Here is a 22,160-nt window from a genome sequence, read left to right as displayed (position 1 = left end):
TTCAGTCACGTTGCCCCTGCTAGAAGTCCATATTTATATGGCTAAATTTTAGAATTTCCTTCGCACTCTTTCTCGACAACGGTAGAAAAAAGTATGAAATCCGACGTTCGAAATCCGTACCTGAGCGATATCGGCCGGTGAATCACCCCTCTTGAACCAGACATACCCTGGATTCCGCGGAATCAGCCGGGCATTAATGCGAATCTCAATCGTTGCGGCGCACACGTGCAGCACTCTTATCGGCGAATGCAGCCAAACGGGCGCGTGCATCAGGCTGGGTGTTCACAACACCCGCCACAACTGCCTCTGCATAAGCGGCATCCATTGCGGACATATTCTGCATGTGGCTCACGGCGGAACAGATGGCGAAGTTTGACAGTGGAAGGTTCTGCGCCGCCTTGCGCGCAACATCCATCGCGGCATCAAAACTGGAGCCTTCTACTATATACTGTGCAAACCCCAGATCAGCTGCTTCTTGTCCCTGATAGACACGGCCAGTCAGCATCATGTCGATCATACGTGATTTTCCCACCAGGTCGGTAACACGGATTGTTGCCCCTCCCCCTGTGAACAAACCACGCTGGCCTTCGGGAAGGGCAAAGTAGGCAGTCTGGTCCATCACACGCACATGGGCTGAGCTTGCCAGTTCAAGCCCCCCCCCGACAACAGCGCCATGCAGAGCTGCGATAATGGGGACGCCACCGTATTCCATCTTGTTGAACGCCTCGTGCCAGCGCAGGCACAGGTGCATGAAGTCGGCAGGGCTGCGATCTTCGTCATGGTGCTCGATTAGATCGAGACCGGCGCAGAAGTGATCCCCCGACCCCGCCAGAACGACAGCCCGCACACCTGCACGCGGTGCTGCGGAAAAGAACTCCACCAACTCCTCTACCGTATGACTGTCCAGTGCGTTCCGTTTGGCGGCGCGGTTAAGGGTCACGACCCAAATGCCGCTCTCACGCTCTTCCACGGCGAGGTTTGTAAAACGTGTCGGATCAATTGTAGGGGCCATGTGCAGTTCCTTGCCGTAATCTGTTTGGATCTGATTAGTCAGACCAGTGTATGGTAATGTGTCTGTATATCGTTGCTCTGCACGCTAATGATGGGATTTGCAGGTTTCAATTCCCTTTAGGTAACGCTGGGGAAAACCGTCGCCGCGTCACTTTTGTCCGCGGTGCTGTGGCCATGTATCCGTCAGGCGGTATCCCTCTGGCCACGGATCATCAGGATCAAGCATGTGTTGATGTGTGCCCGTGATCCATGCGCGGCCTGTGATCTCGGGGATAATAGCAGCTCTGTCCCCCACGCGTGTTGTCCCTACAATCCTGCCGTGGAATTCCGACCCGATGATGGAGCGGGCGGTGAATGTCTCGCCCACATGCATCTGCCCCGCAGCATGCAGCAAGGCCATGCGCGCCGATGCTGCTGTTCCTGTAGGAGAGCGGTCAATTTTCCCGGGCTGGATAGAGACTGCCGCAGTCGTGCTCAGATGACTGCCCTGCCGCATGATCGGCCCTGCAAACAAGCAAAAGGAGAAATGCCTCCATTCGGGGTTTTCGGGGTGGTGAAACCGTAGCTGATCGTTCGCCGCATTAGTGATCCGCACGCCAAGCTCGGCCAGCTGACCCGCCTCCGCCGCTTCAAGTGTAAATCCAAGCGCCTGAGCATCCACCACGACAAAACTGTCGCCGCCATAAGCGGTATCCACTTTGATCTGCCCCAACTCGGGCACATCGAGCATCACACCAACCTCCCCCACGAAAGAGGGCAGATTTTGCACGGTAATGCTTTGCGCCTTTCCATCCCGACATTCCGCGCGCACCCGTACAATGCCACCGGGTGCCTCAAGCGTCATGTGGGTCACAGGCTCCACCATCGGAATGATACCACTGTCGAGGAGAACGGTCGCCACACATATGGAATTAGATCCTGACATCGGCGGCGTGTCGTCAGGCTCCATAATGATCCACCCCATCTGGGCCTCGGGATGTTTCGGCGGGACCAGCAGGTTCACATGGCGAAAAACACCGCCGCGCGGCTCGTTCAGCATGAAGTTGCGCAGCGTCTGATCCTTGGCGATCCAGTTGCGCTGCGCCCAAAGCGTCTCACCCGGTGGTGGCGCGACACCGCCTACAATCACATCGCCGACTTCACCCTCCGCATGGCAGGAGACAACATGAATAGTTTTGGTGCTGCGCATGACTGGTCCCTTTTACCGCTCAGAACTTCAAAGCAGCATGGCCCTGCCCTAGCGCAGACGCAATCCCGCATGCCATTGCAACCCCGCCGTCCCGTCGGCTAGCGTACAGACTACATATATAAGGAATGCACCATGGCCCCGACCCCGCATCTGTTCCAGCCTCTCACCTTGCGCGGCATTACCACCCGCAACCGCGTCGTTATCTCGCCTATGTGCCAATACTCGGCGCATGAAGGTCACATGGACGACTGGCATCTTGTCCACCTGGGACGCTTCGCGACCGGCGGCGCGGGCATTGTGTTTACCGAAGCGACTGCGGTGCAAAAATCAGGGCGGATCACCCACGGCTGCCCCGGATTGTGGAACGACAGCCAGATTGCAGGTCACGCGCGGGTGGCACAGTTTGCTCTCCGCAACGGTGCGATCCCCGCGATCCAGCTGGCCCATGCAGGTCGCAAAAGCGGGATGCAGCGCCCGTGGTTTGGAAACGGACCCTTGAATGAGGATGACACGGCGCGGGGCGATATGCCATGGGCGCCCGTTGGCCCCTCGGCGATCCGTGTGGCCGAAGGCTGGCCTATGCCACATGCCCTGACCCGTGAGGATATCGCCATGCTCATCGCCGACTTTGTCTCGGCGGCTGAGCGGGCTTTGGCGGCGGGGTACAAGATCGCCGAAGTCCACGGCGCACACGGCTATCTCATCCACAGCTTCCTCTCGCCGTTGTCGAATAAGCGAACGGATGAATATGGTGGGGATCTTGCAGGGCGCATGCGCCTTGCCCTCGAAGTTACCCATGCGGTGCGCGCCGTCTGGCCCGACGACCTGCCACTCTTCTTTCGCACTTCAGCGGTGGATGGAACCCCAGAGGGCTGGTCGCTCGACGATACAGTTGTACTGGCCTCCGCGCTCAAACGCATTGGCGTTGACGTGATGGATTGCTCGTCGAGTGGCATTGCAGGATCGGCAACCACGGGTGCGCCTTCGAAGCGCCAGCCCAGCTTTCAGGTCCCCTATGCCGAGCGGGTGCGCAAAGAGGCCCAGATGACGACAATGGCCGTGGGGCTGATCACGCACGCACAACAGGCCGAGGACATTCTGGCAGAGAGTCGCGCCGATCTGATCGCGATCGGGCGCGAGGCGCTGGTCAACCCCATGTGGGCGCTGCATGCGGCACGTGATCTAGGCCATGATACCACATTCGAAACATGGCCAGAGCAATCAGGCTGGTGGCTGGCCAGCCGTCAAAAGACATCCGACTTCTATACACCTGACTAATCACCGACATGGCAATAATTGAATTGCACCCGCAGCGCAGGGCAATAGGGTGCACAAAATTGCATACAAAGGACCTTTTATGACACAGCACTCCGTACGCCTTGGCGTTGATATTGGCGGAACGTTTACCGACGTTGTGCTGGAGGTTGATGGCGCATCATTTTCGACAAAGGTACTCACGACATATATCGCCCCCGAAAACGCGATCATCGACGGGATGCATCAGGTCTGCACCAAGGCAGGGATCAGCCCTTCGGCGATTGGGCAGATTATCCACGGCACAACACTGGCGACCAATGCGCTGATTGAGCGGCGCGGGGCCAAGACGGCACTGATCACCACCGAGGGTTTCCGTGATGTGATCGAGATGCGGACCGAAAGCCGTTTCGAGCAGTATGATCTGAATCTCACCCTGCCCGAGCCGCTGTTGCCGCGCCAGATGCGCTATACCGTGCCGGGCCGGATGGACGCGAGCGGCAATGAACTTCTGCCCCTGATCCGCGCCGACATTGAACCTGTTGTGGAGCAGATCAAAGCGGCGGGGTACGAGAGTGTCGCCGTGGGTCTGATCCACTCCTATCTTAACGATGCGCACGAGCGGTTGATCGGTGAGGTCCTGGCCGAGATGCTGCCCGACGCGATGGTATCGCTATCATGCGAAGTCTCGCCGCAGATGCGCGAATACGAACGGTTCAATACGGTCGTGGCAAATGCCTATATCAAACCATTGATGAAATCGTACCTCGGGCGGCTCGAAGGGCGGCTCCGCGATGAGGGGGTCGATTGTAACATCTTCCTCATGCATTCGGGCGGCGGCATCATTTCGATCGAGAACGCGGCAGAGTTCCCCGTGCGTCTGGTGGAGAGCGGCCCTGCGGGGGGTGCGGTCTTTGCCGCCAATATCGCGGCACGTTATGGATTGGAGAAAGTATTGTCGTTCGACATGGGCGGCACCACCGCCAAGATATGTCTGATCAAAAACCAGACACCCAAGACGTCGCGGGTGTTTGAAGTCGCCCGCACCTATCGCTTCAAGAAAGGCTCCGGCATGCCGATATCGATCCCTGTGATTGACATGGTGGAGATTGGCGCAGGTGGCGGGTCACTCGCTCACGTCGATGCCATGCGCCAAATCCGAGTGGGACCAGAGAGCGCAGGCTCCGAACCCGGTCCTGCGTGTTACGGCCGCGGCGGAACAAAACCAGCCGTAACAGATGCGGATGTTGTATTGGGAAAGCTGGATACGGAGAATTTTGCAGGCGGTTCCATGACGCTCGACCTGCAAGCCTCCGCAAAAGCCCTAACAGATGTTTTGGGCGATGTGTTGGAAATGGATGCGAAAACCGCCGCCTTCGGTCTGGCCGAAGTTGTGGACGAGAATATGGCCAATGCCGCGCGAGTCCATGCCGTCGAAAACGGTGAGGACCTATCAGAATACACCATGATTGCTTTTGGTGGTGCCGCCCCTCTGCATGCAGGGCGTCTGTGTGAAAAGCTAGGCGTTGACCGCTTGCTCGTGCCGCCCGGCGCTGGTGTCGGGTCCGCCATCGGCTTCCTGCGTGCCCCGTTTAGCTTTGAGGCAAATCGTTCGGTTTATATGACGCTGGCTGGTTTTGACCCCGACAAGATCAAAGCTCTCCTTACAGAGCTTCAGGCTGAAGCCACAGGTTTTGTCCGCAACTGCGATGCAGACAGCCCGATACTGTCGGAATTCAAAGTGTATATGCGTTATTCAGGTCAGGGTTGGGAAATTCCGATCACTCTGACCCAAGAGCAGGCGCTGAACCCCGAGGCTGCCACGTTCGAGGCGCGCTTCATCGAAGACTACGTCAAGTTATTTGGCCGTGCCGTTGAGGGGATGGACATCGAAATTACAGTTTGGTCCGTGAACGCCACCACACCACCCGAACCCGTAAGCAGAAGTCCTGAGGCACCATCGCCATTGAAAACGGCCGTGATCAGCGGAAAATGTACAATATTTGATCCCGCCGAGGGCAGATACCTGCCCAGTTACCGATATGACCGCGACAAGCTGAAGGTCGGGACGCTGGTAAAAGGGGCGGCCCAGATCACCGAACCCGAGACAACCATCATCGTACCCAAAAGCCGCGTGGCCATTTGCCAGCCCGACGGATGTATAGATATCGTCGTCCCCGGCCCGAACGCCCGCATTGCCCCCCCTAAATACCGTGGAAGCGAAAGGTTGGACACATGATCGCAAAAGATATGAACGTCGCCCACCAAATCATGTGGAACCGCCTCATCTCGGTTGTGGAAGAGCAGGCACAGGCTCTTGTACGCACTGCTTTCTCGACCTCCGTGCGTGAAGCGGGGGATTTGTCCGCAGGTGTCTATGATGTGCAGGGTCAAATGCTGGCTCAAGCGGTCACTGGCACACCCGGCCATGTAAACGCCATGGCAGATGCCGTGCCCCATTTTATCCGCCGCATCGGGCGCGACAATATATTTGAGGGTGACGTCTATATCACCAACGATCCTTGGGAGGGGACGGGCCACCTGCACGACATCACCATGGTCACGCCGTCCTTTCACCGCGGCGTGTTGGTCGGGTTCTTTGCTTGCACGGCGCATATCGTCGACATTGGCGGGCGCGGTTTTGGTGCGGATGCGGCAAGCGTGTATGAAGAGGGGCTCTACCTACCGATCATGAAATTCGCAGAGCGCGGAGAGGTGGATCAAACCCTCATCCGCATCGTACGCGGAAACGTACGTGAACCTGATCAGTTAGTTGGCGATATGTATGCGCTTGCCACCTGTAACGAGATTGGTCATCGCCGCCTCATTGATATGATGCAGGAGTTTGACCTCTCCGACCTAAGCGGCATCGCCACCTTCATCCTCGATAACTCCCGCCGCGCCACACTTGAGCGGATCGCGGCCCTGCCCCGCGCTTCTGCGGACGGGGTGCTGACCGTGGACGGGTTCGCTACGCCAATCACATTGAAGGTAAAAGTCACGGTGCACGAGGATCGCATAGTCTCCGACTTCACAGGGACTTCGGGGCTGGATAAAAAGGGAATTAACTGCCCGCTGGTCTATGCCAAAGCATACGCCTGCTATGCGCTCAAAGTCGCGATTGCGCCGGAAATCCCTAACAATGCTGCCTCGCTCGCCCCGTTCGAGATTGTGGCACCTGTGGATACCATCGTTAATGCGGTGCACCCTGCGCCCGTGGCCCTGCGCCACATCGTCGGGCATTTTGTGCCTGATGCAGTGTTCAACGCCTTTGACCAACTTGTACCCGGTTTGGTTCCTGCCGAGGGGGCGGGATGTCTGTGCAATTTCCAAGTGTCCCTGCGCCCGCGTAGTGACGCCCCTGCCCCCGCGTATGCGCGGCGTTCCGAAGTACTGACGTTCAACTCCGGCGGCTCTGGCGCTCGGCCCGCCTATGACGGGCTCAACGCAACGGCCTTTCCATCGGGTGTGATGACCATGCCTGTGGAAGCGACCGAGCATGCCGGCCCTGTCATCATCTGGCGCAAAGAGCTGCGGCCGGATTCAGGTGGCGCGGGTAAGCAGCGCGGCGGATTGGGACAGTACATGGAAGTTGGTGCGCGTGAGGGGCATGAGTTTGACATTCAGGCCATGTTTGACCGCGTCGATCATCCTGCTTTGGGGCGACGTGGCGGCGGTGCAGGTGCGCCAACAAGCATCGTTCAAGACGACGGCACAAAAATGAACGGTAAGGGCAAGCAGTTCGTGGCCCATGGGCGCAAGGTCGTCATGGCCTTCCCTGGTGGGGCTGGCTACGGCGATCCGAGCGAGCGGAGCAAGGACGCCGTGATGCGCGATCTGGCGCGGGGCTATATCTCTGCCGAGACAGCAGCGCGGGATTACGGGCTCGGGTCTGCCGATATTGCAACGGTCGAGGCCGCAATCGCAAAGGGAGAGGACCTCTGATGAAAATGGCAAACAACACATTCACGCGCGCACTTTCACAGGGTGATAAGCAGGTCGGCCTTTGGGTCACTCTCTCCAGCCCCTTCGCCGCAGAAGTCACGGCCCCTGCCGGATACGACTGGGCGCTCATTGATATGGAGCATTCGCCCAACGATTATATGACTGTGCTGGGCCAGCTTCAGGTTTTTGCCAATACAACAACAACTGCGATTGTGCGGCCAGAGTGGAACGACACTGTGATCGTAAAACGCCTGCTTGATCTCGGTGCGCCGGGTTTGTTGTTCCCGATGATTCAGACAGTAGAGGAAGCGGAAAAGGCCATTGCTGCCACACGCTATCCACCGCATGGCGTGCGGGGTGTCTCGGGCTCTACCCGTGCGAATAAATTCGGACGTGTGAAGGATTACACCACCCGAGTTGAGGACGAGACGACAGTTATCCTCCAGCTTGAAACAGCTGCGGCCGTGGGTCGTGCCGTCGAGATCGGAACTGTCGATGGTGTTTCCGGCATCTTCTTTGGCCCTGCGGATATTGCCGCTGATATCGGCCTGCTGGGACAACCGATGCACAAGGATGTATGGGCGCTGATCAAACCTGCCGCGCAAGCACTCATTGCCAAAGGCGTGCCCGTCGGGACATTGGTCATGGACACAGATTTCGCCGCCGAGCTTTTGCGCGAAGGGTTTACCTTTGTCGCCTGCGCTTCTGATGCGGGGCTGCTGGCAAAAGCATCCGACGCCGCACTCGCGGCTGTAAAAGGCGCGTTGGGCTAGCTATCGTTCTTGCGAAACATTCAAATTACAAAAAACCAAAGGCATATCACCATGAAAAAACTTGTTCTTACCGGCGCTGCGGGCCGCCTCGGCTCTTACCTGCGTGAACCGCTCTCGAAGATGTGTGACGAGCTTGTCTCGACTGACATCGGTGACGACATCGGTACGCTCTACGACGGCGAGACTTATGCAAAGGGTGATTTGGCCAGCCTTGACGACATGATGCGCGTCCTGAAGGGCGCAGATATGGTGGTCCACATGGGCGCCTATGCGGATGAAGGCCCGTTTGACCAGCTGCTGGGGCCGAACTTCATCGGGGCCTATAACATCTGGGAGGCAGCCTATCAGCACAAGCTCAAGCGCGTGGTCTATGCCAGCTCTATCCACGCAGTTGGGATGCACCCCAAGAACGAATTTATCGACACCAATGTGCGCCACCGCCCCGACACCTTCTACGGGCTGGCAAAGTGTTTTGCCGAAGACCTTGGCTCTATGTATTGGGACAAGCGCGGACTAGAGAGCGTCCACATGCGCATCCTGTCCTGCGCCCAAGTCACCAATGCCCGTGCGCTGGGGTCGTGGTTGTCCTATGATGATCTGATCCAACTGGTGCAGCGCAGCATTGAGACGCCAGTCACAGGTTTCTCCATCGTTTACGGCGTGTCGAACAATGACCGCGCGCCAGTGGACAATGCACAGGCCAGTTTCCTCGGCTACCGCCCGAAGGATAACGCAGAGCAGTTTGCGGAGAAGATTTTGGCGGAGACAGAGCCGATGGACAACCAAGACCCCGGCAACATGTGCCACGGCGGTCCCTTCGCCTCGGTCGAGCTGGGCAACAGCGGTGTCGCCACAATGAACATCGTGGACGACACCAAAAAAATCTAGCTCTGATTTAGAATGCTGGCCGCGGCGCAAGTGTCGCGGTCAGGACTGCCCGCTCACCCGCTTCAATCACGGCAAGCTCGGCCATCTTCAACGCGGCTTCCTGCGTTGACGCCACAGCGATGAACAGTCCGTTGTGGCAGAACTTTGCCCCCTTAACGCCGCAGGCTTGCTCCAGCGCTTCATCGGTCAAACCCGCCCATGCCGCAGGCAGATCGGCGCGCTGCTCAAAACTATCGCCCGTGATGCGGATCCCGCCGATGGCCCAATCGTCGTCGCGCGGGTTCACGACAAACAGCAGATGATCCGCGCCTGTCTTCTCAATCGCCCCGCGAAACGGCATGCCGCGCGGCAGTTCCAGCACGCGGCCGTCGCCTGTCTTCTCAATCGCCTCGATCACCATAGCCTCTGCACGGCGCTTCGCCGCTTTGCCGGCCAACGACCCTTCGACAAACGCACGCGCAATGTTCACTGCCACGGCAAAACCGTTATCATCAGCGGTCGGACTGTCGTTATCAAACACAGGCTTGAGTGATCCGATGAGCGAGGGCAGCGTTAGGCCCGCCAGATCACCTGCCGTCGCAGGCGCCAGAGCACCGTTGTCCACCAGATCAATCGGCAGGACGAAGCCTTTGTCGAAACTGGCATGGATATCATCAATATCCGGCTCTGGAATGTCCAGCGCACGCAAATAGTCGCGCCCGTAATGCGCCCAGATCAGACCAAAGGAGCTATAAGGCTGCTCATCGATCCGCAGGGGAGTGGGGCGCTGGTGGTGGTCAAAAATCTGGCGCTCCGCATCATAATCGCGACCCACGTCATAGATAATTTTCTCCGCCGATGGTGTCGTCCACGCCGCATCCCGGGTGCGTACAATCTGTGCATCGGGAAAGAGCCGTGTCAAGATGACAGAGGAGAGTACCTCATCCGCGTGAAAGCCGCCAGAGTGGGTAACGAGATGGGTGATGGTCATTTGGGCGTCCTATCAGTCGAGAATGAAAAAGGGCGACCTGAGGGGCCGCCCACAATTAAATGAGTCAAAGCGTTGGAAGCTGCTTAGTGGGTCCACGCACCGCGACGGCCTGTGGCAAAATTCTCGCCGTAGCCGCCGTTGCGGATCACAGGCTTGCGCTTGTTCGGCTCTTGCACCTGCGCGTCAATGCCATGCTCGGCAGCGTAATCCATTGCATCCTGCTTCGTTGCGAATTGCAACTTTACCTGGCTTTGTGTGTCGGCGGACGAGGTCCATCCCATCAACGGATCGACTTCACGCGCCTCGGAAGGAGCGAATTCCAAAACCCAATGTTTGGTCTTGGCCGTGCCTGAGGACATGGCGGTACGGGCTGGCTGATAGATTCTCGCGCGCATGGGAAGTCTCCGTTACGTTTGGAATGGATATGGCATGCGGGGGCTGCGCGATCAAGGGTGCGTGCTGCTGACAGTTTATGGCAAGTGAACAGCCCTCGCACCTTGAACCCCCGCGAAAACATGACAGGTATAGGACAACACACCGGAGACTGCCCCATGCCCTATGCGCAAACCGACAAATCTGAAGCGACCGAGATCTATCTCGCCAATCCTGCCGAGGACGTGCGCACCCGCCCCAAGCTTGAGGGCGGCAAGACATTCGTGCTCAAGACCGAGTTTGAGCCCGCAGGCGATCAGCCAACAGCGATCAAGGAGCTGTCCGAGGGTATCCGCAATGGGGAACGTGATCAGGTCCTGCTCGGTGCGACTGGCACGGGTAAAACCTTTACCATGGCAAAGATGATCGAAGAAACACAGCGCCCCGCGATCATCCTTGCCCCGAACAAGACGCTGGCCGCCCAGCTTTATGGCGAGTTCAAAGGCTTCTTTCCTGACAACGCCGTCGAGTATTTTGTCAGCTACTATGATTATTATCAGCCCGAAGCATATGTCGCCCGCTCCGACACCTTCATCGAGAAGGAATCACAGATTAACGAACAAATTGACCGTATGCGCCATTCCGCCACGCGGTCGCTGCTGGAGCGTGACGATGTGATTATCGTGGCTTCAGTGTCATGCATCTACGGTATCGGCTCAGTCGAGACTTACGGCGCGATGACTCAGGATTTGAAGGTCGGCACATCCTATGATCAGCGCCAAGTGATCGCCGATCTGGTGGCCCAAGCCTACAAACGCAACGATGCGGCGTTCCAGCGCGGTGCCTTCCGCGTGCGCGGTGACAGTCTCGAGATTTTCCCCGCCCACCTTGATGACCGGGCATGGCGTCTGTCTTTCTTTGGCGAAGAGTTGGAAAGCATCACCGAGTTTGATCCGCTGACGGGCGAAAAGACCGGCATGATGGAGCAGATTCGCATCTACGCGAACTCCCATTACGTCACGCCAAAGCCTACGATGAATCAAGCGATCATTGGCATCAAAAAGGAACTTCGCCTGCGCCTCGACCAGCTTGTCGGGGAGGGCAAACTGCTGGAGGCACAGCGCCTTGAGCAGCGCTGCAACTTTGATCTGGAGATGTTGGAAGCCACAGGCGTCTGCAACGGGATCGAAAACTACTCCCGCTATCTCACGGGCCGCGCACCGGGTGAACCACCCCCCACACTGTTCGAATTCATCCCCGACAACGCGATTGTTTTTGCAGACGAATCCCATGTTTCCGTTCCACAAATCGGCGGTATGTATAAGGGTGACTTTAGACGCAAAATGACATTGGCCGAACACGGCTTCCGCCTGCCATCATGCATGGACAACCGCCCGCTCAAGTTCGAGGAATGGGACGCTATGCGCCCGCAATCCGTTTTCGTCTCGGCAACCCCCGCTGCATGGGAGTTGGAGCAGACAGGTGGCGTGTTCACCGAACAGATCATTCGTCCTACTGGTCTCATTGATCCGCTGATTGAAATCCGCCCCGTAGAAATGCAAGTCGACGACCTGCTCGACGAAGTGCGCAAGGTGAGTGCGCAAGGCATGCGGACGCTTTGCACCACGCTCACGAAACGCATGGCCGAAGACCTCACCGAATACATGCACGAACAGGGCATCCGCGTGCGATATATGCACAGCGACATCGACACGATCGAGCGGATCGAAATCCTGCGCGACCTGCGTCTTGGCGCGTTCGACGTGCTGATCGGGATCAACCTGCTGCGTGAGGGCTTGGACATTCCCGAATGTGGATTGGTCGCTATTCTTGATGCCGACAAAGAAGGTTTCCTTCGATCCGAGACGTCTCTCATCCAGACCATCGGTCGCGCCGCGCGCAACGCCGAAGGCCGTGTGATTATGTATGCCGACCGCATAACGGGCAGCATGGAACGCGCGATGGGCGAGACAGAGCGCCGCCGTGTCAAACAACTCGCTTACAATGAACTGCACGGCATCACGCCAACGACTGTGAAAAAAAATGTCGAGGATATTCTGGCAGGCCTCTACAAAGGCGACACCGACCAAAGCCGCGTCACCGCCAAAATCGACAACCCGCTTGCAGGCGGCAATCTTAAGTCCGTCCTTGAGGGGCTGCGCACAGACATGCGCAAAGCGGCAGAGAACCTCGAGTTCGAGGAGGCCGCCCGCCTTCGTGACGAAGTCAAGCGTCTCGAAGCCGTCGATCTTACCATCGCGGACGATCCTATGGCGCGCCAATATGCGGTGGAGAAGGCCGTTGACGATGCCAAGCAAAAGTCAGGTCGCAGCACCATGGGCCGTGGCGGCATGCGCGGTGGCGTGAAACGGCGCGGTCGTTAGACACCGCTAAATCGGTGCGGCTCTGAGCTTTTTGGAAAAGCTTATCCGCCCGCCGCGCTCTACCCGCCCTGTCACAAGCCAATCGGCCTTCAATCGCGGATAATACGTGCGCCATGCAGAAAACCTGTCGCAGCTCACTATCTGGATACGCCCGTCACAACAGGCATCCAGCAACAGCACATCGGCAGGTGTGCCGCGCGGGGCGATATTGATCTCCGCCACTTTGCTCAAGCTTGTAAGCTCAAGTGAGCTCAAATGCAGCGACACAGTATAATCGAAATACACAATCGGTGCAAAGCGCCGCAGCATCAATGCGCGCACCACCAATGTGGGAACTTCTGACTGCGCCTGCCCACCGCGCCAAAACAAGACATTAGACCCGTCCACAAGTATTTGTGCCAAAGCATTCCCCACTTCCTCAACGCAACATAGGGGCATCTGCACAACTTCACCATGAAATCGTTGTTTCTGTGCTGATGGTAACTGTTTGTTAATGCCTCTTAACCAAGATCAAGGTCAGGAGACTGACCCACGTGCTTAACCGAATTCTCGCGACACTACTGGCCATCACTGTCGCATGCAGCGCCCAAGCAGGTCCTTGGCTGCGCGAAAAGGGGAGCACGTTCACAGCAGCTTCGGTCGCCGTGACATACTATCTCGACACGTCGAGCCAGACGTATCTCGAATACGGCCTCACCGATGCAACGACCCTCGTCGGTGATCTGAGTATGATACGCCTCCAAAACACCCCCGAGAGCGGCTATGCCACCCTATCGATACGGCGTGCCTTGTCCAAACCTGACGCCACCTCAAAATGGGCCTATGAATTGGGTGTCGGCGTTGGCTGGATCGGTGCTGAAACATTGCCACACCTGCGCACCGGCATCAGTTGGGGACGCGGCATGAAATGGGGTGACAAATCAGGCTGGGCCACGGTTGAGGCTTCTGCTGTCTGGGATCTCACCTATGCCCGACACATTGCAAAGGTTGACATGACAATCGGCATGAACATCACGGAGGTCACCGCAGGAATGATCCAACTCTACACAGCCCATATGTTCGACGAAAACATTGCCACCATCGCGCCCTCTGTCATCATCAGCCCGAGGGAAAGTAAGTTCCGCATCCAGATCGGCACTGAAAGCCAGCTTGGAAATCTCGGGAACACCGCGCTAAAACTTGGTCTCTGGCGCGAATTCTAGGGTAGGCTCCGGCATGTTGAATGCCGAAACCGGCTTCACTTAAACCGTGTCGTTGTCCATCCGCGCCATGACAGCGATCTTACCGCGCACAGGCTCGGACCACACGACATGCACCTGATCGGCATCAGGCCCCTGCTGCGCACGCACGAACGGATTATCATAGTTGAGCTGGTTGGATGCATTGCGCACGCCGCCCCTCACAACAACTGAATCCACGCTGAGCGAGCGTGCTTCGAACGGCAAACCCGGCCCTGTCTCTACAACCCACGTCTGCTGGTTCGAACTCTCGGTCGTTTCGATCAACAGCGGATTGGCAACTGGCTTGCTGATCCCGTGAAAGGAATTGCCCGTAAACCGAACATTGCGCATGCGGGTATAATTCAGATCAGCAAAGCTGGTATCCACACGCTCCGCCCGCTCGGTAAAACCGTTGATGCTCCGAAAACGGTTGCCCGATACATTCAGCCCGTTGATGAAATGCCCAGAGCCATATGGCTTTACCACCAGATAGGCAAAGCTGGTTGCGACCTCACCAGAGAGGAAGATATTGCTGGTCACATCCAATGAACTGAACGAGAATCCGCCGCTGAACTGAGGGGAAGGGTCACGCTCGTTCGTCCACTCAAAGAACGCATTATCCACATAGTTATTTGTGAACACGCAGGACGCATAAGCCTCCGCCAGCACAACCCCCGCCGAACGGATGCCACCGTTGACTGTATCCCCTTGGAAAAAGTGGTTCCCCACAATCAGATGGTTCTGTCCCGTCATCACCGCAAAATGGCGAAACCGCTCGGCACGGCAGTTGCGCAGCTTCACGTCATTAGCATTCACATTCAACGCAATCGATTTGCGTTGGGACACAGGCAGGTCATTTTCAGCGGACAGGAACTGACAGCGTTCAATGAACATGCCCTGACAGCCGCCACCCATCGATGTAATGCCACGGTCTTTTGGCGTAGTGATAAAGGAGTCGCGGATCGTAAAGATGGTCCCCGCATTTGCCAGCATGATCGCGCTACACAACTCTTGGCACTGGAACTCCACATTGTGGATAATGAATTTGGCAATCACATCAAATCCACTGAAATCCAACATATATTTAAACCGTTGGAAGGTGAAGTTCTGCGTGCCTGCCGCATCATAAAGCGGTCCGTTCAGCGTAAGCTCACCGCGTGCTTCGTTCTTGCCGCGCACATAAATCTCGCGGCCCACTCCCACACCGGAAACAAGACTACCCAATGGAATACTTGCCACGTTTGCCACATTAGTAAGTGTGCGTGAATTGGTAGGGCTATATGTCGCTTGGGAAGTAACCGTCGTAGTGTCCCAGTCACCCCCCGTAAGAGCGATCAACTGGCCGTTGTGGATGGCACGCCGGGTCTCGTATCTGGTTCGGTTTGGCACAGCAGCTTGCAGGTCAACCGGGGCGGTCAGGGCGACTTTACGCCCCCCAAGATCAAGCGATTCATGGTCCGAGTTGTTAAGCAAAGCCTGAAACGCCTTCTTGAACGCCAGTTCCTCATCGTCGAATGCCTGAATGTAATTTGGCAAATCAAAGTTCTGGCGTAGCAACAGCACAGCGGTTGTTGGCATGCTCACAGTGCCCTCAAACTTCGTCGGTGTATCAAACGTGACATCCCCCTCAAGGCGAAATGTTCCCGCAGGAATGAGAACCGTACGGTCATTTGCCGCCCTGTTTGCCGCCTCAAACGCTGCGGTGTCATCGGTCACACCATCACCTACCGCGCCATAATCGCGCACATCGATCGTGGCAACGATATCGCCCAGAAACAGTCCCGAGACATCCGTGATTTCGATGTCATCGACACGGACCAACCCACCGTTCTGACCTACCAGATCAATACCAAAGTGACCGTATTCCGCGCTCGCACCCCAAACCATATCAACGCCAGACCGGTTGCCAATTCCAACGATCGCACTGACCTCGACGATCTCACCATATGCCGTGAGCGGCACAATGGTGCCTTGCGTCACAACGCCAGCCACAGGGTTTCCATTCGACTGGGCGGCATATGCCGCAATCCGCACCGAGGGTAAATTCCCACTGATCGCTTTAAGCCGCGCCTTGATTTGCACATAGCATCCCGGCTCGATCGGCGTCTGTCCTATATAGCGCAATTGCTGAGTGCTTGCGGTCTTCAAGATTTCTAACGCACCGCCAAAGTCCTGATCTGCCGGAACAAATGTCGCATTACCAGATGTGGCATAACTTGGTGATCCCGGAGTGCCATTTCCAGTCGAATATGCCGACAGCCCCTCGGAGTAAGGGGCGGGGGTAAGTTGATTTACGCTCGTGTTCATTGATATCCCTTTCGCGCTTCTCCGGCGCAACTGCCGGACAGACTTGAGTGAAATATCAATAAGGGGTTAAGGCGCGACTATATCACCGTGACGGTGCTGTTGCGCATCAGACGGCTGCACCACCCGCATCCAGAATCTGCACACCACTGATCCGCCATCCGCCCGCCGTCTCTATCATGCGATATTCCAGAATGTGATACCGTCCGTTTTCATCCGTGATCTGCACCTTCTGGAAAAAGCTGCCATCCGCCTCGCGCAATTCGAGGTAGCCGACAGTCGCAGGGCGCCAGACCATCGGATAGCCCTGCGTGACCATCCTGCCAAAATTCTGCGGGTTTTGGAAAAACTGCTGCAAACTCGGGCTGGCAAAGGTAAATGCCGTGGCAAAGTCATCCGCCTTGAACGCTTCAAACTGCTGGCTGATCGTGCCGCGAATTTCCGCGTCCTGCGCCTGCGCACCAAAGGCCACGCCAAGAACCAACGCCGTTGCCAAGAATACCGTTTTCATACCATCGCTCCCTGTGCCTGTATAATATTACCTAAATCACACAGGCGTCAGGGCAAGGATTCAGACCTGAACGAGCTTTCCCGCCAGCGCATCATCAATCAGCGCAACAGTCTCATCCACACCATAAAGCGCGATAAACCCGCCAAAACGCGGCCCTTGGGACGCACCGAGCAGCACTTCATAAAGCGCAGTGAACCAATCGCGAAGCGGATCAAACCGCTCTTTGCCAACGGCAAACACCATAGTCTGCAAGGCTTCCGCATTCAGTCCGCCATCCCAAACAGCCAATTGCGCGCGCAGGTCTTCCAAGGCCTCACGCTCCAGATCACTTGGCGCACGGAACACTTTTTCAGGTTTCACAAAGTCGTTGTAGTACCGAACTGCAAAACCCGCCGCCGCATCCATCCCGGGGTTCGTCTCTGGCGTGGCCTCTGGCGCATACCGCTGGATAAAGCCCCAAAGCTGCTCCTTATCCTCAGCCGATGATACAGACGCTAGGTTAAGCAACATTGAAAACGGCACGACCATATCCGACTTAGGCACATCGCCGCCGTGGATATGCCAGACAGGGTTGTTGAGCTGCCCTTTGATATCCTGCGTCTCATAGGCGCGCAGCTGCTGGTGATACTCGTCCACAGCCTTCGGTATTACATCGAAATACATCCGCTTCGCTGTCTTCGGCTTGAGATACATAAAGTACGACAACGATTCCGCAGAGGCATAGGTGAGCCATTCATCAATCGACAGGCCATTGCCCGAAGTCTTCGAAATCTTGTGCCCATCCTGATCCAGAAACAGCTCGTAGCTGAAGTGCTCGGGTGCACGCGCGCCCAGAATCCGACAAATCGAATCGTAGATCGGCGTATTGGTGCTGTGGTCCTTGCCGTACATCTCGAAATCAACACCCAGCGCCGCCCAGCGCGCGCCAAAGTCAGGCTTCCACTGCAACTTCACATTACCGCCCGTCACAGGCAGCGTCATCTCTTCACCGTCCTCGGTGTCAAACGTGATCGTTCCCGCCTTCGCATCCACCTTTTTCATGGGCACATACATTACACGGCCCGTCTCGGGATGGATTGGAAGGAAGATCGAATACGTCTGCCGCCGCTCCTCGCGCAAGGACTTGAGCATCACTTCCATGATCTCGTCGTACTTCTCGGCAGCCCGCATCAGAATTTCGTCAAACTGGCCCGCACGATAAAACTCCGTGGCCGAGATAAATTCATACTCGAACCCAAAAGTGTCTAAAAACCTGCGCAGCATGGCATTGTTGTGATGCCCAAAGCTCTCGAACTCGCCAAACGGGTCCGGCACAGACGTCAAAGGACGCTGCAAATGCTCGGTCAACGCCTCAGGATTCGGCACATTGCTCGGCACTTTGCGCATGCCGTCCAGATCATCCGAGAAACAGACAAGGCGTGTTGGAATATCGCTGATCGCCTCAAACGCGCAGCGGATCATCGTCGTGCGTGCAACTTCGCCAAAGGTTCCGATATGCGGCAGACCAGACGGGCCATAGCCCGTCTCGAACAGGACATAACCCTTCTCGGGCATCTTACCCTGAAAGCGTTTGAGCAACCGGCGCGCTTCTTCAAAAGGCCACGCTTTGCTCTGCATCGCTGCATCCCGCATCTCAGTCATATCAAACTTCCCGAAAATAATCAGCAGTACCCTATCGCACGGCTGTGGCATCATCTATTGCTCAAGACCCATGCCGTCAATAATCTCGGTAACAACCAAAGCTGCGCAAAGGATTGCCAAAGATGACACAGAACCCCTCCCTTGCGCTCAGCGCGCAGGATTGCCTTGTCGCTGTAATGGTTGCCGTTTCTGCCTCGGACGAGGATATCGGAACAGCTGAGTTGATCAAAATACAGAGCGCCGTAAATCTACTGCCCATTTTCGCAGGCTTCGACGTCGACCGGATCAAGACTGTGAGCCAGATGGTTTTTGACCTTTTCGAGCAGGAAGATGGCCTTGATGCTCTATTCGGGTTGGTCCGCGAAGCACTTCCCGACCGCCTGTTCGAGACGGCTTATGCGCTGGCCTGTGATGTGGCCGCCGCAGATGGCAAACTCGAAGAGGTTGAGCTGCGTATCCTCGAAGAGATCCGGTATGAACTTGAACTCGACCGTCTGCATGCTGCCGCGATCGAGCGGGGCGCACGTGCGCGTCACCTCACCTGATCTCACGCACCGTAAAGAACACCCCAGCGCTCAATGAGCTGCTGCTGCATACGCTTCGCGCGGCGGTTCCACGCAGCACCTCCCGGAGGGCGTTCGCGCTCCGCCCGTGACAACGTCGCGCGAATCTCTTCATCCGCTGCGAAAATTGCAAATGCCATCTCGGTGCCGTCCGGTCCCGTGAGGTATCCCGCCAGCGAGGAGACAAAGTTGAGCGTGCCTGTCTTTGCATCAACTTTGATCGGATGATCCTTGATCACTTTGCGCTTGTCGTCGCGCATCGCAATCGGCTTCAGGATATCGCGCAGGCCTTTGCTGTGCACCATGGCTAAGGCAGCAACCATATCATTTGCCGTAACGCGGCTGTCATCTCCGAGGCCCGAATGATCGACCAAGGCGGCCGATTGCATGCCGATGTTCTCACGCGCCCAAATGTTCATCTGCTCGGCCGAGGCTTTGAGGCTGGCAGGCTTGTCGCCCCGCGCCGCTGTCGCGGCAAGGCCCATCATTTCCGCTGTCAGGTTGGTGGACCATTTGAGCATGTCGCGCAGAATACGGCGCAGATCAGGACTTTCATGGCGCACTAGAACTTCACCCGCAGGCACCGCATCAATCATCTTCGGTGCGCTGAGGCGAATGCCTTGTGATCCTGCCAATGTCTGAAACACCTCGCCTGCGTACAGACCCGGCTTGCGCACAGGCAACCAGCGCGAACCATTGCGCCCCAATGCGCCCCGCGCAACCGACCACGCATCAATGCCGCCACGATCTTCATAGGTATAAACTGGCGACGCACGATCCCTGATCTGCATCGCTGCCATACGCACAGCAGGGCGATACTTCTCACTGCGCCCTTGCATTGTGACGTTATAGTTCCCATCGGTGCGCTTCCACTCAAAGTGCACACGGTTATAATTCAGCGCCAGCCCCGACACACCGGGGTTATAGCCGACCTGATCGGGCTGCTTGGGATCAATCCGTGCAAGGACGGGCAGACCAGCCTCGTAGACTTTGAAATCACCCTTAACGCCAATAATCCCCGCCGCCTTGAGGTTGGCCGCCATATTGGCGAGGGTATCTGTATCAAGCGTGGGGTCGCATCCACCTACCAGCACCAGATCGCCTTCGATCTCGCCATTCACCACACCGCCCGTAGCAAGCAGCTGTGTCTCGAAACGGTGGTCCGCGCCCAGCGCATCCAGCGCGTAAAGCGCGGTAATCGCTTTGGTCACACTCGCAGGGGGGCGACCAACAGCGGCGTCTTGGGTCTCAAGCCCCATGCCGGTATTCATATCCGTCACAGCAAAGGAGACTTTACCCGCCAGCTTTGCTTCGCCCAGAATATCCTCGACACTGCGCACGGCCCGCTTGAAGAAATCCTCCCTGCGCAAAACTGGGCGCAACGATGCCGTCGGCGGTGCCGCTGCTACCGCTTGGGGACCAAGCACACCCGCTGCCGCCGCCGTGCCAAGGAAATACCGTCGTGAGAATACGCGTTTCATAGTCCAGAGTTACCTCAAGACAGGCCAGCGCCACAAGCACCCATAAATCACATTCCCTCGCAGATACTTGCGTGATAGCTCAGCGGCATGCAACGCGCCGTATTAATCATGTTTTTAGCCATGTCGATGATCCCCGCAGGGGACAGCGCAGGCAAACTCCTTACCAGCATGCACGGCACGGCTCCCCTGTTTGTCGCATGGTCACGCTTCCTTGTAGGCGCTTTGCTGATTCTCCCGTTTATTCCACAAAGCGCATGGAATTTGCTGCGCAACTGGCGAATCTGGGTTCGCGCCGCGATCCTTGCCTTGGGTATCAGCTGCATCCAGACGGCGTTGCAGACCGAGGAAATCGCCACTGTCTTTGCAGCCTTCTTCATTGGCCCGCTCATTAGCTATGTTCTGGCCGTGATTTTCCTGCGCGAACCCGTCACTCCCATGCGCTCGGCCCTCATCGTTTTGGGCTTCATCGGTGTTCTGATCGTAGTTCGCCCCGGCATGGGTGCGAGCATCGGTGTCCTTTGGGCAGTCGCGGCAGGCACCTGCTACGGCGTGTTCCTCACCATGTCGCGCTGGCTGGGTCCACTGGCTTCACCGCTTGCGATGACTTTCATACAACTCTTTATCGCCGCCCTCGTCTTGCTCCCCCTCGGTCTCAGCAACCTGCCGACCTTCACAGGCACCGTCGCGGGCCTCACGCTTATCTCGGCGTTCTGCTCCATGGCGGGCAATCTGCTGCTGCTCTATGCCTACCAACTGGTGCCTGCCACACGCATCGCCCCACTGGTCTATTTCCAACTGGTCGCGGCTGTGGGCCTCGGCTGGCTCATCTTTAACGACCTGCCCGATATCTGGACGTGGACAGGCCTTGTGGTGATTATAACGGCTGGCCTCGCTTCCGCGCGCCTACGCTGACCACTCGCCCAGCGCGCGAATCTCACTGGACGATACATCCATCATCGGTACATTCACAAAACACCACGCAGGCGGGTCCGCACGCCCCAACAAATGACTATACCGCCCCGCAATCCTGTAAGGCGCATAAAACGAGGCAGCGCGGCTCATCCGTGCCGATATCCGCTGACCAGGTCGTGCAAGAATACCCATAGGAACAGTCTCTGCGATGCTTTTCCAATCCTGCCACAGATGAAACTGCGCCAGATTATCCGCCCCCATGAGCCAGACAAACCGCTGCTGGGGGTAAAGCTGTTGCAACGCCCGTAAAGTTTGCGCGGTATAGCGCGTGCCAAGGCGTGCTTCGATCCCCGTCACAGTCACACGCGGATGGTCCATCACCGCCTTAGCTTGTGCAATCCGTGCCTCCATCGGCGCAGGTCCACGTTCTTTGAGCGGATTACCTGGGCTAACCAGCCACCACACCTGATCCAACCCGAACCGCTTGAGCGCCTCACGCGTGATGTGCGCGTGACCCGCGTGGGCAGGATCAAACGACCCGCCCAGCAATCCGATCACCTGACCAGAGGCCGCATATGGAATGTCATAGCGCAAAACGTGGATAACTCCGCAGTATCTCAAAGCGTGAAGTGACGGGATGCCCCCCCGTTTGTCAATCAATCTTGCCCCTTGCCGCACGTCGACGCGACACCGCCCGTTGATCATTACAGGCGCTCCAGATATTGCAGTGAAAATTCTGACA

General features: G+C 57.1%; 19 protein-coding genes. 9 read left to right on the top strand and 10 right to left on the bottom strand.

Annotated elements, in window-relative coordinates; genetic code table 11:
- Positions 1 to 205: 205 nt before the first annotated feature.
- Together Q0775_RS10195 and Q0775_RS10190 are read right to left on the bottom strand one after the other, a co-directional pair.
- Positions 206 to 1,012 (bottom strand): crotonase/enoyl-CoA hydratase family protein, encoded by an 807-nt coding sequence (locus tag Q0775_RS10195; protein WP_298859882.1) that lies wholly within the window; start codon positions 1,010 to 1,012, stop codon positions 206 to 208.
- Between the two features lie 147 nt (positions 1,013 to 1,159).
- Positions 1,160 to 2,200 carry a proline racemase family protein gene (locus Q0775_RS10190; RefSeq protein WP_298859880.1) on the bottom strand — a complete coding sequence of 347 codons (1,041 nt, stop codon included), beginning with the start codon at positions 2,198 to 2,200 and terminating at the stop codon, positions 1,160 to 1,162.
- A 132-nt stretch (positions 2,201 to 2,332) separates the two neighbouring features.
- Here Q0775_RS10190 and Q0775_RS10185 point away from each other — a divergent pair, with 132 nt between their 5' ends.
- The 5 genes from Q0775_RS10185 (at position 2,333) to Q0775_RS10165 (ending at position 9,060) form a co-directional block, all read left to right on the top strand.
- Positions 2,333 to 3,478: an NADH:flavin oxidoreductase/NADH oxidase gene (locus tag Q0775_RS10185; RefSeq protein ID WP_298859879.1), complete on the top strand. Its 1,146-nt coding sequence runs from the start codon at positions 2,333 to 2,335 to the stop codon at positions 3,476 to 3,478.
- A gap of 79 nt (positions 3,479 to 3,557) precedes the next feature.
- The gene (locus Q0775_RS10180; RefSeq protein WP_298859877.1) at positions 3,558 to 5,693 is read left to right on the top strand and encodes a hydantoinase/oxoprolinase family protein; all 2,136 of its coding nucleotides are present in this window, start codon (positions 3,558 to 3,560) and stop codon (positions 5,691 to 5,693) included.
- On the top strand, positions 5,690 to 7,399 hold the full coding sequence (locus Q0775_RS10175) for a hydantoinase B/oxoprolinase family protein (protein ID WP_298859875.1): 1,710 nt from the start codon (positions 5,690 to 5,692) through the stop codon (positions 7,397 to 7,399). The genes Q0775_RS10180 and Q0775_RS10175 overlap by 4 nt, the downstream gene beginning before the upstream one ends.
- A complete protein-coding gene (locus tag Q0775_RS10170) occupies positions 7,399 to 8,172 on the top strand; it encodes an aldolase/citrate lyase family protein (RefSeq protein WP_298859873.1) in 774 nt (257 codons plus the stop codon). The genes Q0775_RS10175 and Q0775_RS10170 overlap by 1 nt, the downstream gene beginning before the upstream one ends.
- A gap of 51 nt (positions 8,173 to 8,223) precedes the next feature.
- A complete protein-coding gene (locus Q0775_RS10165; protein WP_298859871.1) occupies positions 8,224 to 9,060 on the top strand; it encodes an NAD(P)-dependent oxidoreductase in 837 nt (278 codons plus the stop codon).
- Positions 9,061 to 9,067: 7 nt separating this feature from the next.
- On the opposite strand, the gene Q0775_RS10160 is transcribed toward Q0775_RS10165, so the two are convergent.
- Positions 9,068 to 10,030, bottom strand: a complete 963-nt coding sequence (locus Q0775_RS10160; protein ID WP_298859869.1) for an MYG1 family protein — start codon at positions 10,028 to 10,030, stop codon at positions 9,068 to 9,070.
- Positions 10,031 to 10,113: 83 nt separating this feature from the next.
- On the bottom strand, positions 10,114 to 10,425 hold the full coding sequence (locus Q0775_RS10155; RefSeq protein WP_298859867.1) for an ETC complex I subunit: 312 nt from the start codon (positions 10,423 to 10,425) through the stop codon (positions 10,114 to 10,116).
- A gap of 156 nt (positions 10,426 to 10,581) precedes the next feature.
- Between Q0775_RS10155 and uvrB the strand changes: the two genes are divergently transcribed.
- Positions 10,582 to 12,786, top strand: coding sequence for an excinuclease ABC subunit UvrB (gene uvrB / locus Q0775_RS10150; protein WP_298859865.1), 2,205 nt, complete (start codon positions 10,582 to 10,584; stop codon positions 12,784 to 12,786).
- A gap of 6 nt (positions 12,787 to 12,792) precedes the next feature.
- On the opposite strand, the gene Q0775_RS10145 is transcribed toward uvrB, so the two are convergent.
- Positions 12,793 to 13,188: a hypothetical protein gene (locus Q0775_RS10145; protein ID WP_298859863.1), complete on the bottom strand. Its 396-nt coding sequence runs from the start codon at positions 13,186 to 13,188 to the stop codon at positions 12,793 to 12,795.
- A gap of 131 nt (positions 13,189 to 13,319) precedes the next feature.
- Between Q0775_RS10145 and Q0775_RS10140 the strand changes: the two genes are divergently transcribed.
- Positions 13,320 to 13,988: a hypothetical protein gene (locus Q0775_RS10140; RefSeq protein WP_298859862.1), complete on the top strand. Its 669-nt coding sequence runs from the start codon at positions 13,320 to 13,322 to the stop codon at positions 13,986 to 13,988.
- A 39-nt stretch (positions 13,989 to 14,027) separates the two neighbouring features.
- Here the strand turns inward: Q0775_RS10140 and Q0775_RS10135 are convergent, their stop codons facing one another.
- From Q0775_RS10135 to Q0775_RS10125, 3 genes are all read right to left on the bottom strand, one after another.
- Complete coding sequence (locus Q0775_RS10135) at positions 14,028 to 16,313, bottom strand: glycosyl hydrolase family 28-related protein (protein WP_298859860.1); 2,286 nt, start codon at positions 16,311 to 16,313, stop codon at positions 14,028 to 14,030.
- A gap of 106 nt (positions 16,314 to 16,419) precedes the next feature.
- Complete coding sequence (locus Q0775_RS10130) at positions 16,420 to 16,821, bottom strand: DUF4864 domain-containing protein (protein WP_298859858.1); 402 nt, start codon at positions 16,819 to 16,821, stop codon at positions 16,420 to 16,422.
- Between the two features lie 60 nt (positions 16,822 to 16,881).
- Positions 16,882 to 18,462 carry a lysine--tRNA ligase gene (locus Q0775_RS10125; RefSeq protein ID WP_298859856.1) on the bottom strand — a complete coding sequence of 527 codons (1,581 nt, stop codon included), beginning with the start codon at positions 18,460 to 18,462 and terminating at the stop codon, positions 16,882 to 16,884.
- Positions 18,463 to 18,584: 122 nt separating this feature from the next.
- On the opposite strand from Q0775_RS10125, the gene Q0775_RS10120 reads away from it, so the two are divergent.
- Positions 18,585 to 19,007 (top strand): tellurite resistance TerB family protein, encoded by a 423-nt coding sequence (locus Q0775_RS10120; protein ID WP_298859854.1) that lies wholly within the window; start codon positions 18,585 to 18,587, stop codon positions 19,005 to 19,007.
- Between the two features lie 2 nt (positions 19,008 to 19,009).
- Here Q0775_RS10120 and dacB read toward each other — a convergent pair whose 3' ends face one another.
- Positions 19,010 to 20,506, bottom strand: a complete 1,497-nt coding sequence (gene dacB / locus Q0775_RS10115) for a D-alanyl-D-alanine carboxypeptidase/D-alanyl-D-alanine-endopeptidase (RefSeq protein ID WP_298859852.1) — start codon at positions 20,504 to 20,506, stop codon at positions 19,010 to 19,012.
- An 87-nt stretch (positions 20,507 to 20,593) separates the two neighbouring features.
- Between dacB and Q0775_RS10110 the strand changes: the two genes are divergently transcribed.
- Positions 20,594 to 21,418, top strand: coding sequence for a DMT family transporter (locus Q0775_RS10110; protein WP_298859850.1), 825 nt, complete (start codon positions 20,594 to 20,596; stop codon positions 21,416 to 21,418).
- Here Q0775_RS10110 and Q0775_RS10105 read toward each other — a convergent pair.
- The gene (locus Q0775_RS10105) at positions 21,410 to 22,012 is read right to left on the bottom strand and encodes a nicotinate-nucleotide adenylyltransferase (protein WP_298860039.1); all 603 of its coding nucleotides are present in this window, start codon (positions 22,010 to 22,012) and stop codon (positions 21,410 to 21,412) included. The genes Q0775_RS10110 and Q0775_RS10105 overlap by 9 nt on opposite strands.
- Positions 22,013 to 22,160: the final 148 nt, after the last annotated feature.

The organism is uncultured Sulfitobacter sp. (assembly GCF_947499945.1).
Lineage (GTDB): Bacteria > Pseudomonadota > Alphaproteobacteria > Rhodobacterales > Rhodobacteraceae > Sulfitobacter.
The sequence above is the reverse complement of the archived record's forward strand: the minus strand, read 5'-3'. Positions and strand labels throughout refer to the sequence as shown.

Excerpts from the sequence above, each read along its gene's own strand:
- Q0775_RS10195 (WP_298859882.1), bottom strand. The coding sequence starts at position 1,012 with ATGGCCCCTACAATTGATCCGACACGTTTTACAAACCTCGCCGTGGAA.
- Q0775_RS10190 (WP_298859880.1), bottom strand. The coding sequence starts at position 2,200 with ATGCGCAGCACCAAAACTATTCATGTTGTCTCCTGCCATGCGGAGGGT.
- Q0775_RS10185 (WP_298859879.1), top strand. The coding sequence starts at position 2,333 with ATGGCCCCGACCCCGCATCTGTTCCAGCCTCTCACCTTGCGCGGCATT.
- Q0775_RS10180 (WP_298859877.1), top strand. The coding sequence starts at position 3,558 with ATGACACAGCACTCCGTACGCCTTGGCGTTGATATTGGCGGAACGTTT.
- Q0775_RS10175 (WP_298859875.1), top strand. The coding sequence starts at position 5,690 with ATGATCGCAAAAGATATGAACGTCGCCCACCAAATCATGTGGAACCGC.
- Q0775_RS10170 (WP_298859873.1), top strand. The coding sequence starts at position 7,399 with ATGAAAATGGCAAACAACACATTCACGCGCGCACTTTCACAGGGTGAT.
- Q0775_RS10165 (WP_298859871.1), top strand. The coding sequence starts at position 8,224 with ATGAAAAAACTTGTTCTTACCGGCGCTGCGGGCCGCCTCGGCTCTTAC.
- Q0775_RS10160 (WP_298859869.1), bottom strand. The coding sequence starts at position 10,030 with ATGACCATCACCCATCTCGTTACCCACTCTGGCGGCTTTCACGCGGAT.
- Q0775_RS10155 (WP_298859867.1), bottom strand. The coding sequence starts at position 10,425 with ATGCGCGCGAGAATCTATCAGCCAGCCCGTACCGCCATGTCCTCAGGC.
- uvrB (WP_298859865.1), top strand. The coding sequence starts at position 10,582 with ATGCCCTATGCGCAAACCGACAAATCTGAAGCGACCGAGATCTATCTC.
- Q0775_RS10135 (WP_298859860.1), bottom strand. The coding sequence starts at position 16,313 with ATGAACACGAGCGTAAATCAACTTACCCCCGCCCCTTACTCCGAGGGG.
- Q0775_RS10130 (WP_298859858.1), bottom strand. The coding sequence starts at position 16,821 with ATGAAAACGGTATTCTTGGCAACGGCGTTGGTTCTTGGCGTGGCCTTT.
- Q0775_RS10125 (WP_298859856.1), bottom strand. The coding sequence starts at position 18,462 with ATGACTGAGATGCGGGATGCAGCGATGCAGAGCAAAGCGTGGCCTTTT.
- Q0775_RS10120 (WP_298859854.1), top strand. The coding sequence starts at position 18,585 with ATGACACAGAACCCCTCCCTTGCGCTCAGCGCGCAGGATTGCCTTGTC.
- dacB (WP_298859852.1), bottom strand. The coding sequence starts at position 20,506 with ATGAAACGCGTATTCTCACGACGGTATTTCCTTGGCACGGCGGCGGCA.
- Q0775_RS10110 (WP_298859850.1), top strand. The coding sequence starts at position 20,594 with ATGCAACGCGCCGTATTAATCATGTTTTTAGCCATGTCGATGATCCCC.